12 protein-coding genes and 2 pseudogenes are annotated in these 14466 nt (G+C 72.1%); 1 reads left to right on the forward strand and 13 read right to left on the reverse strand.

Going from position 1 to position 14466, the window contains the following annotated elements:
- Positions 1-704: 704 nt before the first annotated feature.
- The 13 genes and pseudogenes from Prum_RS55405 to Prum_RS55410 all read right to left on the reverse strand — a co-directional run.
- Positions 705-1214: pseudogene (locus Prum_RS55405) on the reverse strand (MBL fold metallo-hydrolase); the annotation flags it as partial.
- Positions 1211-2758: a gamma-glutamyltransferase gene (locus Prum_RS36585; RefSeq protein WP_246278334.1), complete on the reverse strand. Its 1548-nt coding sequence runs from the start codon at positions 2756-2758 to the stop codon at positions 1211-1213. The pseudogene Prum_RS55405 and the gene Prum_RS36585, both read right to left, overlap by 4 nt.
- The gene (locus Prum_RS36590; protein WP_173081071.1) at positions 2655-3395 is read right to left on the reverse strand and encodes a cyclase family protein; all 741 of its coding nucleotides are present in this window, start codon (positions 3393-3395) and stop codon (positions 2655-2657) included. The genes Prum_RS36585 and Prum_RS36590 overlap by 104 nt, the downstream gene beginning before the upstream one ends.
- A 13-nt stretch (positions 3396-3408) precedes the next feature.
- Positions 3409-4185: a creatininase family protein gene (locus Prum_RS36595; RefSeq protein WP_173081073.1), complete on the reverse strand. Its 777-nt coding sequence runs from the start codon at positions 4183-4185 to the stop codon at positions 3409-3411.
- A 7-nt stretch (positions 4186-4192) separates the two neighbouring features.
- Positions 4193-4630, reverse strand: coding sequence for a cytidine/deoxycytidylate deaminase family protein (locus Prum_RS36600; protein WP_173081075.1), 438 nt, complete (start codon positions 4628-4630; stop codon positions 4193-4195).
- Positions 4627-5388, reverse strand: coding sequence for an amidohydrolase family protein (locus tag Prum_RS36605; RefSeq protein ID WP_173081077.1), 762 nt, complete (start codon positions 5386-5388; stop codon positions 4627-4629). Before Prum_RS36605 ends, Prum_RS36600 begins: the two co-directional genes overlap by 4 nt.
- Entirely contained in the window at positions 5385-6341 is a 957-nt protein-coding gene (locus tag Prum_RS36610; protein WP_173081085.1) for an ABC transporter ATP-binding protein, read from the reverse strand. The genes Prum_RS36605 and Prum_RS36610 overlap by 4 nt, the downstream gene beginning before the upstream one ends.
- 100 nt (positions 6342-6441) lie before the next feature.
- Positions 6442-7422 carry an ABC transporter ATP-binding protein gene (locus tag Prum_RS36615; RefSeq protein ID WP_173081087.1) on the reverse strand — a complete coding sequence of 327 codons (981 nt, stop codon included), beginning with the start codon at positions 7420-7422 and terminating at the stop codon, positions 6442-6444.
- 125 nt (positions 7423-7547) lie between these two features.
- Positions 7548-8180, reverse strand: a complete 633-nt coding sequence (locus Prum_RS36620; protein WP_173084562.1) for an alpha/beta hydrolase — start codon at positions 8178-8180, stop codon at positions 7548-7550.
- A 48-nt stretch (positions 8181-8228) separates the two neighbouring features.
- Complete coding sequence (locus Prum_RS36625) at positions 8229-9254, reverse strand: ABC transporter permease (RefSeq protein ID WP_173081089.1); 1026 nt, start codon at positions 9252-9254, stop codon at positions 8229-8231.
- Complete coding sequence (locus Prum_RS36630; RefSeq protein WP_218577532.1) at positions 9251-10087, reverse strand: ABC transporter permease; 837 nt, start codon at positions 10085-10087, stop codon at positions 9251-9253. Before Prum_RS36630 ends, Prum_RS36625 begins: the two co-directional genes overlap by 4 nt.
- Positions 10080-11705, reverse strand: a complete 1626-nt coding sequence (locus Prum_RS36635; RefSeq protein ID WP_173081091.1) for an ABC transporter substrate-binding protein — start codon at positions 11703-11705, stop codon at positions 10080-10082. Before Prum_RS36635 ends, Prum_RS36630 begins: the two co-directional genes overlap by 8 nt.
- Before the next feature lie 122 nt (positions 11706-11827).
- Positions 11828-13692 (reverse strand): annotated as a pseudogene (locus tag Prum_RS55410) (primary-amine oxidase).
- Between the two features lie 73 nt (positions 13693-13765).
- Here Prum_RS55410 and Prum_RS36645 point away from each other — a divergent pair.
- Positions 13766-14461 (forward strand): GntR family transcriptional regulator, encoded by a 696-nt coding sequence (locus tag Prum_RS36645; RefSeq protein WP_173081093.1) that lies wholly within the window; start codon positions 13766-13768, stop codon positions 14459-14461.
- Positions 14462-14466: the final 5 nt, after the last annotated feature.

The following is a 14466-nucleotide window of genomic DNA, read 5'->3' on the forward strand; positions in this document are numbered from 1 at the left end:
CCGCTCGCCGCCAGCGCCCCGGCGCCCGGCTCTCCCGTCGAGGGCTCTCCTCGGGCTCTCCTCGGGCTCTCCCCGTCGATCAAGGGCGAACGGCCGTGGTTTGATCTCCGATCCACGACCGTTCGCCCTTGATCGACGCACGATTCCTTGATCGACGGCGCCCGCGGGCATGCCCGGGGTCCCGCGCCGGAGGCCCGGGTCCAGCCCGGCCCGTCGATCCGGCGCCAGCCTCGTCGATCAAGGGAAACACCCGCGATCAAGGGCGAACGGTCGTGGAAAAGAGATCCAACCACGGCCGTTCGCCCTTGATCGACGAGGAAGTCCTTGATCGGCGCGAGGCGCGAGGCGCGAGGCGCGCCGCGCGCCGCGCGCCCTCGCGTGGCGGGGTCAGGATTGGGTGGGGGTGGGGGAGGGAAGCGGGTGGCGAGGTCCCGCGTCAGGGTTGGCCAGGCGACCGGGTCGTGGCCGGGGATCACCGGGTAGCCGCGGCGGGCGGCGATCTGCTTCAGGCGGCGGATCTGGGCGACGGTCTCCTCGGGGGTCACGCCGATGTACGACCCGATGGCCCGCTCCTCGGCGATGTTCTCGGTCAGGTCGGCGGCGTCGAACGCGAAGACGAACCCGCCGCCGCCCACCGACTTGTCGAGGTCGACGACGAAGCTCTGGTGCCCGGGGGTGTGCCCCGCGGTCAGCACGGCCGTCACGCCGGGTGCGATCTCGGCGTCGCCGTCGGCGAGGCGCCAGTCGATGCGCGGGTCGTCGTAGTCGATGCGGGCCATCGCGTTGCGTTCGGGCTCCGGGTGGTTGGACAGGCCGTACGCCAGTTCGGCGCGCTGGGCGTGCACGGGTACCCGGCCGGCGAAGTGTTTGAGCCCGCCGGCGTGGTCGACGTGCAGGTGGCTGACGGCTACGGCGTACACCTGGGCGATGTCGATGCCGGCGGCGGCCAGGGCCTCTTCGAGGGGCTCGCCGGGGCCGGGGAGCACCGGCTGGTAATTCGGGCTGGGGTAGAACCGCCGGCGTAGCGCGGGGTCGCGCAGGAGCGCCGCGTTGAAGCCGGTGTCGAGCAGCAGCCAGCCACCGTCCACTTCGAGCAGTACGCCAGGCACCGGTTCGCGTACGCGTTCGGTGCGCGGCGCACCGTGTACGGAGACGGACTTCGGCAGCTCCTCCCAGCCGAGGGTGAGCGGGACGACCCGCCGTACCCCGGTCATCGGACCACCGCGCGGCCGTCGGCGCGTACGTCGCTGGCGGCGTCCAGCGTGCCGCCGCGCAGCCGGGCCACCTGGACGTGGCCCGCGTCGTCGTGCGGCCCGGAGGTGGTGGCGAGGTCGAGGCCGAGCCGCTCGGCCGTCGCGGAGAACCCGCCCGGCGTGCCGGGTTCGAGCAGCAGGGTCGGGTCGGTGCGGCCGATGTCGCGGGCGCCGATGACCCAGCGCGGGCGGGACAGCAGCGCCGGGAGGTCGCCGGCCGCCAGTACGTCGGCGGCGACCTGGGCGAGGATCCACGGCTGGGACCGGCCGCCCTGGCAGCCGAGCGCCACCACGGCGTCGCCGGCGAGGGCCAGCGCCGGGCAGAGCGTGTGCGGCGGCCGGGAGCCGGGACGCAGCACGCCCGGGTGCGTCTCGTCCAGGCTGAACGCGGAGCCGCGGTTGTGCAGCACGATCCCGGTGGCCGGGTCGAGGATGCCGGCGCCGAAGCTCTGGTACACGCTCTGGATGAGCGTCACCGCGGTGCCGTCGTCGCCGACCGCGGTGACCGCGGCGGTGTCGCCCATCGGTCGCGCCAGGGCCGGCGTCGCGGCGGCCGCGACCGTACGCCGCAGCATGAGCGCGTCCACGTCGACCGGCCCGGTACGCGGATCGCCGAGCAGCGCGTCCCGGCGTAGTTGAGCCTGCCGCGCGGCGGTCACGAGGTCGGCGGAGCCGAGGATGCCGAGCAGTGTCGCCCCTTGTGCGGGCGGGGGAGCGGCGTACCAGCGCACACCGTCCACTGTGGTCGACAGTGGCTCGACGACCTCCGCCCGGTGCGTGGCGAAGTCCGTGATGGACAGTGGGCTGCCGAGCGCGCGCAGCCCGGCCACCAGCCGGTGTGCGAGGTGTCCCTTGTAGAAGGTGCGCCAGTTGGCGGCGATCGCGGTGAGGGTGTCCGCGAGCGCCGGCTGCACCAGCGGTTCGCCGTCCGCCGGCAGCACCGCCCGCAGGCCGGGGTCGGCGCGGATCGCGTCCCGCCGGGCGGCGATGGCGCGGCGCAGCCCGGTGCTGGCCGGTACGCCGTCCCGGGCCAGCGCGATGGCCGGCGCGAGCAGATCCGCCAGCGGCAGGCGGGCGCCGAGCCGGGCGATCGCGGCCCAGCCGGCCACCACGCCCGGCACGGTCACCGTGTCCGGACCGCCGGCGGGCATCCGGTCGCCGCGTGCCCGCAGCGCTGCCACGTCGGTGCCGGCCGCCGCCGCGCCGATGGACAGCACCGCCCGGGGCGTCCCGCCCGCGGGCCGCACGATGGCCACCAGGTCGCCGCCGACCGAGCACTGATGGGGGTACGTCACGGTCAGCGCCGCCGCGGCCGCGAGCGCCGCGTCGAGCGCGTTGCCCCCGCCGCGGCCACCGTCATCCCGGCCGCAACGGCCCCGGAGTGCGGCGCCGCGAGCGCGATCATGCCAACCCCTGGCGGTGATCAGGGACCAGCTCTCCCGCCGCGCCACGAAACGCCCGAGCCACTCCCTGATCATCGCGGTCGGCGCGGTCCGCGCGGTCATCGCGGTCGGCGCGGCGGATCAGGATGGCGCGGGCGAAGGAGGCGTCGGCGTCTACCAGCTTGGCGGGGAGGCAGACCAGCTCGTAGTCGCCGGGGGGCACGCCATCCAGGTCGGCGTTTTCCAGGATGAGCACGCCGGCGCCCAGTAGGGCGTGGTGCGCGTCCCAGGTGTCGGTGTGGGTGTGGCTCTCGATGGTCAGGTAGTCGATGCCGACCAGCACGACGCCCTGCGCGATCAGCCAGGCGGCGGCCTCGGGGGACAGACCGACCCACGACGGTGCGCGCTCGATCTGCTTGAGCGGCCCGGCGGAGTTGGCGGTCTTCAGCAGGACCCGGCGGTGCCCGGCTACGCCGGCTGCCTCCAGATCCAACACGGTCACGTCGCCGGTCACCCCGGTCAGGTCGACCACCAGCGCCGGCCCGACCAGCGTGTGCAGGTCCACCTTGTCGATCGGGGTGGCGCCGTCGACGAAGTGTGCCGGGGCGTCCACATGGGTGCCGGTGTGCGCGCCGAGCCGCCAGCGGGTCACGTTGGAGGCGTCGCCGTTGGCCAGCGACTCGACGATCTCCACCTCCGGCTTGCGGCCCCAGTGCAGCATGCCGGGGTGGATCGGGAGCGTGATGTCGTAGATCTCCATAGTGGACAACCCTTCAGGGACGGTGCGTCGGCGTCGGCCACGGCTCGCGTACGGCTGCGGCGACGGCGCGCGCGGTGGTCAGCACGCACCGCTCGAACTCGGCCTTGCCGTGCTCGGCGTTGGCCTCGGACACGTCGCGTCCCCACACGCCGGTGGAGCTGACCTGGTCCATCCGGTAGTCCCAGAACGAGTCGACGTCCCGGTGCGAGGTGGCCCGGTCCATCCGTACCAGCGAGGGGTGCAGGTGCAGCATCACCGAGGTCTCGAAGTAGTTGGCGTGCATGAGCGCGCGCCCGTACGTGACGTGCCCGTCGACCTCCGGCCCGGGGTACATCGTCACGTAGCCGAGCGCCCGCACCCGGCTGTCGCGGTGCCGCACCCGCAGCTTCTCGGCCGACACGTCGAGCGACCCGTTGTTCCAGATGTGCCCGTTGAGCAGCACGAACTGCCGGATGCCGGAGGCGTGCAGGGAGTCGACGACGTCCTCCACCACGGCGATCAGCGTCTCCGGGCGCAGTGCCACGGTGCCGGCGAAGTCGCCGTGTGAGGCGGACACGCCGTACGTGAGCGTCGGTACGACCGGCACCCCGGTCAGCGCGGACACCTCCAGCGCGACCGCCTCGCAGATCAGACTGTCCACATTGAGCGGCAGGTGCGGGCCGTGCTGCTCGGTCGCTCCGACCGGAATGATGACCGCGTCGAGGGCCGCCGCGGCGCTTCCGCTCTCCGGCCAGGTCAGCTCGGCCCACCGCACCGGGGTGCCGGTCCCGCCCAGGTCTACTTCGGACATGTCCACCTCACCAGATCCGCTGGGACTTCTCGGGCAGCAGGTCGAGCGCCCGTCTCGCCACGATTTCGTCAGACGCCGGGCTGGTCAGCCAGATCCGGGCGTCCGGGCTGTAGTCGCTGATCAGTTCCCGGCACACCCCGCACGGCGCGATGACCCGAAACCGGTCGGCCGGCTTGACCTGCACCGATACCACGCTGTCGACCCGCAACGGCGTACCCGATGACAGGGCGGCGCCGAGCGCGACGCCCTCCGCGCAGATCGAGCTGCGACGGCAGGAGCCTTCCACGTGTACGCCGACGTGGACGCCGCCGTCGGCGGTGCGCAGCGCGGTGGCCACCTCGTGCCGGCCCGCGGTCCACACCCGGCGCAGCAGTTCCTGGGCTCGGGTCAGCAGTTCGGCGTCGGCGGCGGACATGGTGGCGGGCGGCGTCACCGGCGCGATCATGAAAGCCCCAGTATGCGGGCCATGTTCCCGCCCTCGACGAGCGCGCGGTCCGAATCGACGGGAATCGCCTTGGCGATCTTCATGCGCTCCAGGTCGAAGTCCGACCCCGGCCACTCGCTGCCCATCAGGATCTGCGTCGGCCCCAGCCGGCCGTACGCGCGGCGCACGTCGCTGAGCAGCGTGGCGGACGTCTCCAGGTAGATGTGCGGGTTCCGCTCGGCCACGATGATCGCCTCGGGGACGTTCCAGACCGCGCCCATGTGCGCGATGATCGTCGGCACTCCCGGGTGGTGCTTGGCGATCTCCTCGATGGCCAGGGGCGCGCAGAACGCGTCGTCCAGCGCGTTGATCAGCACCGGCAGCCCGTGCTCCGCGCACGCCTCGAACACCGGGTCGAGCAGGCCGTGGTCGGCCACGTGGTACCCGTGCAGGCTGGGGTGCAGCTTGAGCCCGGACAGCCCGGCCGCCGCGATCCGGGCGATCTCGTCGAGCGCGTCGTCGGCCTGCGGCATCACCTGGCCGAACCCGAAGAGCCGGTCGGGGTACGACTTGACCAGGTCGATGATGAAGTCGTTCTCGATCCGCTGGGCGAGCGAGCAGACCATGGCCATGTCCACGCCGGCCGCGTCCATCCGGTCCAGGATCCGGCGCGGGTCGAACGGCGCATACGGCGGCGGCGCCTGCCCGGGGCGCGCGCCGGTCAGGTAGTCCGAGCGCCCCCGCACGTCCTGCGTGGTGTTGTACGCATCGATGATCACGTGGTCACCTCTTCGAGTAGCGGCAGATGGCAGCGGACGGAACGGCCGCCGGGCAACGGGCGGAGCGGGGGAGGGGAGGTGCGGCAGGTGTCGATCGCGTAGCGGCAGCGGGGGTGGAAGGCGCACCCGGCGGGCGGGTCGGCGGGGTCGGGCGGCTCGCCGGTGAGCTCGATCCGTTCCCGCGCCGGCGCCCGGCTCACGGTGGGCACACTGGACAGCAGGGCCTCGCTGTACGGGTGCGCGGGCCCGGCGAAGAACGCGTCCCGGTCGGCGATCTCGATGATCTGGCCCAGGTACATGACCGCGATCCGGTCCGCGATGTGCCGTACCACGCCTAGGTCGTGCGAGATGAACAGCATGGTCAGCCCGCGGTCGCGGATCAGGTCGGCGAGCAGGTTGACCACCTGGGCCTGGATCGACACGTCCAGCGCGGAGACCGGCTCGTCGGCCACGACGAACCGCGGTGACGGCGCCAGGGCGCGCGCGATGCCGACGCGCTGGCGCTGCCCGCCGGAGAACTCGTGCGGCCGCCGCTCGCCCGCCTCCCGGCCCAGCCCCACCTGGTCCAACAGGTCGTCGACGACCGGCCGGGCCGCCGCTCGCGACATGCCGCGGGCGCGCCGCAGCGGCTCGGCGATGATGTCCGCGACGCGCCGCCGCGGGTTCAGCGACCCGAACGGGTCCTGGAAGACCATCTGGAGCTCGGCCCGGGTGCGCCGGAACACCGTGCCGGACAGCCGGGTGATGTCCAGGCCGCGGTAGTGGATCGTCCCGCCGGTCGGCTCGGTCACGCGTACCAGGGCGCGGCCGAGCGTGGACTTGCCGCACCCGGACTCGCCGACCAGGCCGAGCGTCTCGCCCTCGAGGATCTCCAGGTCGACGTCGCGGACGGCGCGGGTCCGCCCGAAGTCCACGCGCAGCCCGGAGACCTGCAGCAACGGCTGCGCACTCATGCTGTGCCTGCTGATTCGCTCGCTCGCGCGGCGCTGAAGGCGACGTCTTCCCTCGTCGCTGCGCTCCTCAGTCCAGACGCCGCCGCGCCAGCTCGCTCGCTCATGCCGGCACCTCCGCGAGCACGCACGCGTCCAGGTGACCGCTGTCCGCGTACCGCGAACGCAATGGTGGCGGCGCGGCCGCGCACTCGTCGCGGACGAACGCGCACCGCGGCGCGAACGCACACCCCGGCGGGCGCCGCACGCCGGTCAGCGGGCTGCCGGCGATCGCCGGCAGCCGCGGCGTCACCGGCCCATCCACCCGGGGTACGGAGTCGAGCAGCGCCTTCGTGTACGGGTGCCGCGGCTCGAAGAGCACCTCGTCGCGGGTGCCGTGCTCGACGATCCGCCCGGCGTACATGACCGCGACCCGGTCGGCGACCTCGGCGACCACCCCGAGGTCGTGGGTGATCAGGATGATCGTGGTGTCGTGCTCGCCCCGCAGGCGCCCCAGCAGCCGCAGCACCTGCGCCTGGATCGTCACGTCCAGCGCCGTGGTCGGCTCGTCCGCGATCAGCACGGCCGGGTCGTTGGCCAGGCCGATCGCGATCATCACGCGCTGCCGCATGCCGCCGGACAGCTGATGGGGGTACGCCCGCGCGGTGCGCGCCGGGTTGGCGATGCCGACCTCGCGCAGCAGTTCCTCGGCCCGCGCCCACGCCTGGGTGCGCGGCAGCCGCCGGTGGGTGCGGATCATCTCGGCCACCTGGGCGCCCACCCGCTGCGTCGGGTTGAGGGCCGCGAGCGCGTCCTGGAAGACCACGGCGATGTCCCGGCCGCGCACCTCGCGCAGCTCCTTCTCGCTCGCGGCGACCAGGTCCCGCCCGTCGAAGTGGACCTGCCCGCCGATGTGCGTACGCGGTCCGCGGTTGAGGCCGACCAGGCTCATGGCGAGCGCCGACTTGCCGGAGCCGGACTCACCGACGAGCGCCAGCACCTCGCCCCGCCGGACGCTCAGGTCGACGCCGTCCACGGCCGGCAGCCGCCCGCCCGGCACGTCGAACTCGACCCGCAGGTTCTTGACTTCAAGGACCGGCGTCACAGCGCCTGATGGTTCGCTCGCGCAGCGGCGCCCTGGAGGCGGCGCCTTCCCAGCCGCGGCGGCGTCCGCGGGAGGCGCGTTTCGTGACGCGGCTGGGAAAGCGCCGCCGGCGCCGCTGCGCTCACTCACAGTGACTCCAGGGCGCGTTCGATGAGCGTGGCCACCAACTCCGGGCGTACCCGGGGGGTGAAGTGGCTTCCCGGCACCTCGACGGTGTCGGCGCCCATCCGCGCGGCCATGTCCCGCTGGATCTCCGGCCGCAACGTGCGGTCGTCGGCGGCGACCAGGTACCAGCTCGGCAGGGTGCGCCAGGCCGGTACGCCGGTCGGCTCGGTGAAGATGGCGTTCTCGCTGCGCCGGGACTCGGCGTCCCAGACCGGGCGCTGCTCGGGCCGGACGTCCCAGCCGATCTCCTCCCAGTACGCCGCGGTGTGCTCGGACTCCCACTCGCCGTTCGGGCCGCGCCGCATGTACTTGGACACCTCGGCCGGCGGGTACCGCTCGACGATCCCGTTGACCGTCTCGCCCTCGTCCGGCGCGAACGCGGCCACGTACACCAGGCCCTTGACCGGTGCCGCGCGCCCGACGTTGGTGATGACCGCGCCGCCGTAGGAGTGGCCCACCAGCAGCACCGGGCCCCGATGGCGTCCACGATGGACGATGTGTGCGCGACGTCGCCGGCCAGCGAGCGCAGCGGGTTGGTGACCGCGGTGACGGCCCGGCCGGCGGCGGTGAGCAGCGGCACCACCTCCGTCCAGGTGGCAGGCGTGCCACCGGCACCGTGGACCAGGACGATGTGCATGCGCTCACGCCTTCCGCAGCCGGGGATCGAGGGCGAGGTAGAGCAGGTCCACGCCGACGTTGACGAGGGTGAACAGCAGCGCGATGGCCAGCGCCGCGCCCTGCACTATGGGGTAGTCGCGCTGCAGGATCGCGTTGACCAGCAGGTTGCCGACGCCCGGGTAGGAGAAGACCGTCTCGGTGATGACCGAGCCGCCGAGCAGCGACCCGAACTGCAGCCCGAGCACCGTGACGATCGGCAGCGACGAGTTGCGCAGCACGTGCCGGCGCAGGATCGCCGCCGGGGACAACCCCTTCATCCGGGCCGTACGCACGAAGTCGTCGCCGAGCACCTCCAGCACCGAGGCGCGCACGATCCGGGTGATGAACCCCGCCATCGACAGGGCCAGCGTGGTCGCCGGCAGGATCAGGTGCCGCAGCCACGGCAGGATCAGGTCGGGGCGGTCCAGCAGGACCGCGTCGACCAGGACGAAGTTGGTGAACGGCTGGTAGTCCAGGCTCCCCGGCAGCCGCCCGATGACGGGCAGCCAGCGCAGCCAGACGCCGAAGACGACGATTCCGAGGACGCCGAGCGCGAACCAGGGCAGCGAGAAGCTGACCGTGCCGGCCGTCCGGGTCAGCGTGTCGACCCAGGTGTCCTTGCGCAGCGCGGCGAGCACGCCGGTCACGAGGCCGATCAGCACCGCGATCAGCATGGCCGCCACGGTGAGCTCGATGGTGGCGGGCAGCGCGTCGGCGAGCAGCCCGGTGACGTCGTTGCCGCCGAAGAACGAGCGCCCGAGGTCGAGGCGCACCAGGTCGCCGAGGAACGTCACGTACTGTTCCCACAGCGGCCGGTCCAGCCCCAGGGCCGCGCTGATCCTGGCCTGGTCCTGGGCGATCTCCGCCGCGCTCTGCTGGCCGCTGGCGCCGCCGGCGGCGAGCGTGGTCGCGGCCGAGCCGGGCAGCAGGCGCATCGCGATGAAGACCAGCGTGGCCAGGGCCAGCAGCACCACGGGTACGGCCAGCAGCCGCTTGACGACCAGCTTCATGCCGAGCTCCGGTGATCGAGCGAATCGCGTAGGTCGTCGCCGACGAAGTTGCAGGCCACCACGAAGAGCAGGGTGGCCGTCGCGGGCAGCACGACCAGCCGCGGCGCCCGGTAGAGGAACTCCTGCCCGGCCTGCACCATGTAGCCCCAGTCCGCGGTCGGCGGCTGGATGCCGAGCCCGAGGTAGGACAGGCCCGCCGCGAAGCCGGCCGCGATCGACAGCGTCATCACCACCTGGGCGAGCACCGGCCCGGCGATGTTGGGCAGCACCTCGCGTACCAGGATGCCCGGGGTGCGGGCGCCGCCGAGCCGCGCGGCGAGCACGTAGTCGCGGCCCGCCTCCCGCGCGGCCAGCGCGCGGGCCAGCCGCGCCAGGCCGGGCGCCAGCGCGGCGCCGATGCCCACCACCAGGCTGGCCACCCCGGGCTGCCAGGCCGTCACCACCAGGATGATCAAAAGCATCGACGGGAACGCCAGCGCGAGGTCCATCAGCCGCATCAGCACCCACTCGACCCGGCGGCCGGCGTACCCGGCGACCAGCCCGATGCTGACCCCGACCACCGCGGCGAGGGCGGTGGCCAGGAAGGAGACCAGCAGCAGCGGCCGGGCACCGTGCAGCATCCGGGCCAGCTCGTCGCGGCCCAGGTCGTCGGTGCCGAGCAGGTGTCCGGGCGCGCCGATCGGCAGCAGCGTGTCGTTGGTGTTGCGGGTCGGGTCCGCCCCGACGAACAGCGGCCCGACCGCGGCGAGCAGGACGAAGACGGCGACCACCGCCCAGGACGTGGCGGCGAGCCAACCACGCCCCAGGCGGCGACGGGTCCGCACGTCAGACACTCGCCTTTTCCATGTAGCACCGGTGGTTGCCGAGGGCCTGCACGTTCATGCCCTTGACGCTCGCGCCGCTGACGACGGGGTTCGCCGCGTACGCCAGCATCGTCAGCAGCATGTAGTTCTCCGCCCAGCGGCGCTGGATGCCGCTGTATGCCGCCGCGCGGGCCGACGCGTCCGGCAGGTTCTTGGCGGTGAACAGGTCGTCGGCGAACTTCGCCGATCCGTCGAGGGTGTTGAAGCCGGAGATGAAGTCGCCGTAGACCCCGGACGGCATGGCCAGCGAGCCGATCATGTCGTCGGGGTCCGGGACGTAGATGTTGCGTTCCCAGATCATCAGATCGTGGAACTCGTCCTTCGGGTCCAGGAGCCGGTTGAAGTACGCGGCCGGGTCGACCGAGGCGGTCACCACCTTGAGCCCGATGTCGGTGAGGTTCTGCGCGACGATCTGCGCCGCCTTCGGGTGCCAGCTGTCGCTGGCGGCCATCAGGCGGATCTCCCGGCCGGTGGCGCCGGCCTGCTGGATCAGCCGCTTGGCCTCCTCGACGTTGGTGGTGCTCAGGTCGGCGAGGCTGGTGTCGTGGCCGGTCAGGCCGGGCGGGATGGTGTAGCTCTGCGGCAGCGTGCCGGCGCCGAAGAACGCCTGGGCGATGATGGCCTGCCGGTCGATGGCCAGGTTGATCGCCTTGCGCACCGCCAGCTCCGGGATCCGCCGGGCGTCCATCATCATGAACGCGTCGAAGGTGGTCGGCGTGTCGTACACGGTGACCGACTTGTCGGCCTTGAGCTGGTCCAGCGCGGAGTACGGCGTGAACTGGGTGGCCGAGATGTCGCCGGACAGCAGCGAGCCGACGATCGTGGACGGGTCGGTGACCTGCTGGAGCACGAGCCGGTCGATCGGCGGCTTGCCGAGCCGGAACCCGTCGAACGCCGCCAGCACGACGGATTGGCCCGAGGTGGCCGATGCGAACTTGAACGGCCCGGTTCCGACCAGGTTCTTGCCGATGTCGGCTCCGTACTTGTCCAGCGCCGCCTTGGAGATGATCCGGCCGCCGATGTCGGAGAGCTGGTCCAGCAGGGTGCGGTCCGGGGCCTTGAGCACCATCACGACGGTCTGGGCGTCGGGCGCGGTCATCGACGCGAGGTTCGTGCCGACGCTGCGCAGCGGCCGGGACGAGCCCTCCGGCAGCGTCTTGTCGGTGTCGTCGAACTGCCGGTTCAGGCTGGCCAGCACGTCCGCCGAGGTGAATTGGGTACCGTCGTGGAAGGTCACACCCTGCCGGAGCTTGAACGTGTAGGTGAGCTGGTCGTCGGAGATGGTCCAGCTCTCGGCCAGGTCCGGCTCCGGCTCGTTCGACTCGAAGGAGATGAAGGTCAGGCCACGGCAGATGCAGTCGACCGCCATCCAGTCGCCGAGCGTGGTGTAGAAGGCGGGGTCGTTGACGGCGCTGGTGCCGTCGATGGCGAGCGTCAGGGTGCCACCGGTCTTCGCGGAATCGCCGTCGGCCTCGTCGGCGGCCACACCGCAGGCGCTGAGCAGGCCGGTCATGCCGGCCCCGATGCCCATGCCGAGCAGGCCGGCACCGCGCAGCAGCGCACGCCGGGATACGGGTTGCTGGATCATCGCTCTCCTATGGCGTTACTGGTATCTCATCAAGTCCATCTGGGATCTAATCTGACCAACATTGGATCCAACTATGGGTGCTGGTCGCTGCGGGCCCGTGTCACGTTTGTGAAGCTCTTGTTTCAGCCCGCGTGGCAGTGCCCGGTCGACGGGTCGGGGACGTCCATCGCCGGGTTGCGGTCGAAGAAGCCGTCCGGTTCGAGTACGAGGTGGATGGTCTCGACGGGCATCACCGGCCACTGCTCCGGGCGCGGCAGGTGGTGGGTGCCCAGCACCGGCCACAGCACCAGCGGCACCCCGTCGATCGAGCGCTCCTGCCGCTGCCACACGTGTACGCCGTCCTCGCCCGGCTCGGCGTGGTTGGGGTACTGCCCGCCGATGAAGCGCTCCGCCTCGTCGTACGGCGTGGCCCACAGGTGCTGGTGGATGAAGGGCGCCCGCCGGGCCATCACCGAGCCGGGGTCGCCGAACGAGCGGGTGGTGTCCGGGATGCGCAGCCGGTACGCGGTGGGCTCGCCGTACCGGTTGGTGGCGGTGGCGCTCTCCACCCGCCAGTGCCGGGCGACGGTCGGGTCCGTACGCCGCCCCGTCTCCGTGGCCAGCGGCGTACGCACGTAGCGGACCGCGTTGCCGTACGGGTTGAGTGCCGGGTCCGGCTCGGGTTCCGCGTGCTCCTCGACGAGCCGGCTTCGCGGACCGTCGACCGCCATGTCCAGCCGGATGCCGAAGTAGTGCTGGTGGATGGGCGTCTGCACGCGCGGGGCCACGACCCGGCCGTACCGCACCTGCTCGCCCTCGGTGATCCCGGAGGCGGACAGGATGCCGGTCAGCTTGACCTCCAACTCGACGCGCCCGTCCTGGAAGAGCGACCAGTAGAAGCCGTAGTCGTAGTTGGCCACGGTCTGGAAGTTGGAGATGATCAGCCGGCGGGAGCGGCGCACGGCGTTGACCCCGCGGCGCAGGTCGTTGTGCTTCCAGAGGATGCTGGCGTCCTCTTCGTGCATGCACACGGCCTGCCGGATCGTCTGCGGCTCGCCGGCACCGCCCAGGTACGTGCCGTCGAAGTAGTGGATGACGCCCAGGCAGTCGCAGCCCAGGGCGAGCGAGTTGGTGAGCGGACCGGCGCCGTACTCGCCCAGTCGAAGAAGTTCTTGCGGTACTGGGTCGAGTTGGGGTCCAGGTACGGCACGTACATCTCGTTGCAGGCGGCCCTTTTGAGCACGGAGCGGCCGAGGAACTCCAGGTCGTACAGGACCAGGCCCTCGCGGTGGGTGAAGCCGACCCGGAACGTCCAGCCCTGCCAGCTCACCCGCCAGCCGTCCACGGTGAAGCTCGGCCCGTCCGGCTGCACGACGTCGAGCGGCTTGAGACCGGGCCTTTGTTCTTTGTTTTTCAGCGGCGCGGCCTCATCGGAGACCGGTACGACGCCGTGGTCCTCGACCTCCAGGACCTCCATCGTGTGCATGTCGATGATGGGGATGACGCCCTGCACCGGCCGGGCGTACCCGTTGTCGTCCTCGGTGGTGCGGTGCCAGACGGTGCCCCAGGTGACCCGGCGGTCCTTGTACTTCTCCGGCTCGAAGCCGCCCATCGACTCGGCGTCGACCATGACGAGGGAGACGTCGTGGATGCCGCGCTTGGCGAGCGCCGCGCGGAACAGCGGGCTCGCCCGGCACGCCTGGGCGGCGGCGCGCGCCTCGTCCGAGGTGATGCCGGGCCGGCGCGGGTCGATCGGCCGCCAATCCACACAGGACGCCTCGCCGCCGTCGACCAGCACGTCGACCTCCCACGCGGCTTCCGCGTGCAGGGCCACCAAGCCCAGCCGCGTACCGGTAGCCTGACCGGCGACCACCCGGCGGGCGTGCGCCTCGTCGAGGGTGGCGCCCCAGAACCGGGTGCGCGCGCCGAGCCGGCCGTCCGCGCGGGCCGCGGCGACGGCGAGGGCGATCTCGGTGGCGTTCGGGGGGTCGAGAGGGTGGGACCGCATCGGCCGGCTCCTATCCTGGAGTTGGATCCTAAGCTACTCTAAGTGGATCCAAAGTTCTCAGACGAGGGACATGATGGACGCCACAACAGAGGTGGGCACGAGCAGCGCGCTCGTCGACGAGACCGCGGCCGCGATTCGGGCCCGGATCATGTCCGGCGACATCCCGATCGGGGCGCAGCTGCGCCAAGCCGAGCTGGCCAAGACGCTCGGGGTCAGCCGCACCCCGGTCCGCGAGGCGCTGCGCCAGTTGCAGGCCGGCGGCCTGATCGAGGTGGTGCCCAACCGGGGCGCGGTCGTGCGGGTGCCGGCGCCGTGGGAGGTGCGCGAGGCGTACGAGGTGCGCGCCGAGCTGGAGGGGCTGGCCTGCGTGCGCGCGGTCGACCGGATCAGCCGGGACACCCTCGACGAGCTGCGCGCCACCAACGAGCTGCTGCGGCCGGGTGACGCGCCGCCCAACCCGGCCTCGCACGCCGCCAACGACCGGTTCCACACGCTGATCCACCAGATCGCCGGCAACGAGCGCCTGGCCAAGGTGATCCGGGAGATCAACGAGGCGTTCCCCCGCAACGTCTCCGCCCTGGTCCTGCAGGACAACCCCCGCCACCGCGTAGACAACTTCGCCGAACACGCCCGCATCCTCGATGCCCTCGCGGCGGAAGACGCCGCAACCGCGCGCCACGAAATGCAGTCCCACGTGTTGAGCGCCGGAGAACAGCTCGCGCGCTGGTACGAACGCCGCAGCGCGACGATCTTGCTCCGTCGATCTTGAAGTTG

The organism is Phytohabitans rumicis, from assembly GCF_011764445.1.
Classification (GTDB): domain Bacteria; phylum Actinomycetota; class Actinomycetes; order Mycobacteriales; family Micromonosporaceae; genus Phytohabitans; species Phytohabitans rumicis.

Bases quoted from the DNA above. Each gene is read 5' to 3' on its own strand.
- Prum_RS36590 (WP_173081071.1), bottom strand. From the start codon at position 3,395: ATGGAGATCTACGACATCACGCTCCCGATCCACCCCGGCATGCTGCAC.
- Prum_RS36610 (WP_173081085.1), bottom strand. From the start codon at position 6,341: ATGAGTGCGCAGCCGTTGCTGCAGGTCTCCGGGCTGCGCGTGGACTTC.
- Prum_RS36635 (WP_173081091.1), bottom strand. From the start codon at position 11,705: ATGATCCAGCAACCCGTATCCCGGCGTGCGCTGCTGCGCGGTGCCGGC.
- Prum_RS36600 (WP_173081075.1), bottom strand. From the start codon at position 4,630: ATGATCGCGCCGGTGACGCCGCCCGCCACCATGTCCGCCGCCGACGCC.
- Prum_RS36595 (WP_173081073.1), bottom strand. From the start codon at position 4,185: ATGTCCGAAGTAGACCTGGGCGGGACCGGCACCCCGGTGCGGTGGGCC.
- Prum_RS36625 (WP_173081089.1), bottom strand. From the start codon at position 9,254: ATGAAGCTGGTCGTCAAGCGGCTGCTGGCCGTACCCGTGGTGCTGCTG.
- Prum_RS36585 (WP_246278334.1), bottom strand. From the start codon at position 2,758: ATGACCGCGCGGACCGCGCCGACCGCGATGATCAGGGAGTGGCTCGGG.
- Prum_RS36645 (WP_173081093.1), top strand. From the start codon at position 13,766: ATGGACGCCACAACAGAGGTGGGCACGAGCAGCGCGCTCGTCGACGAG.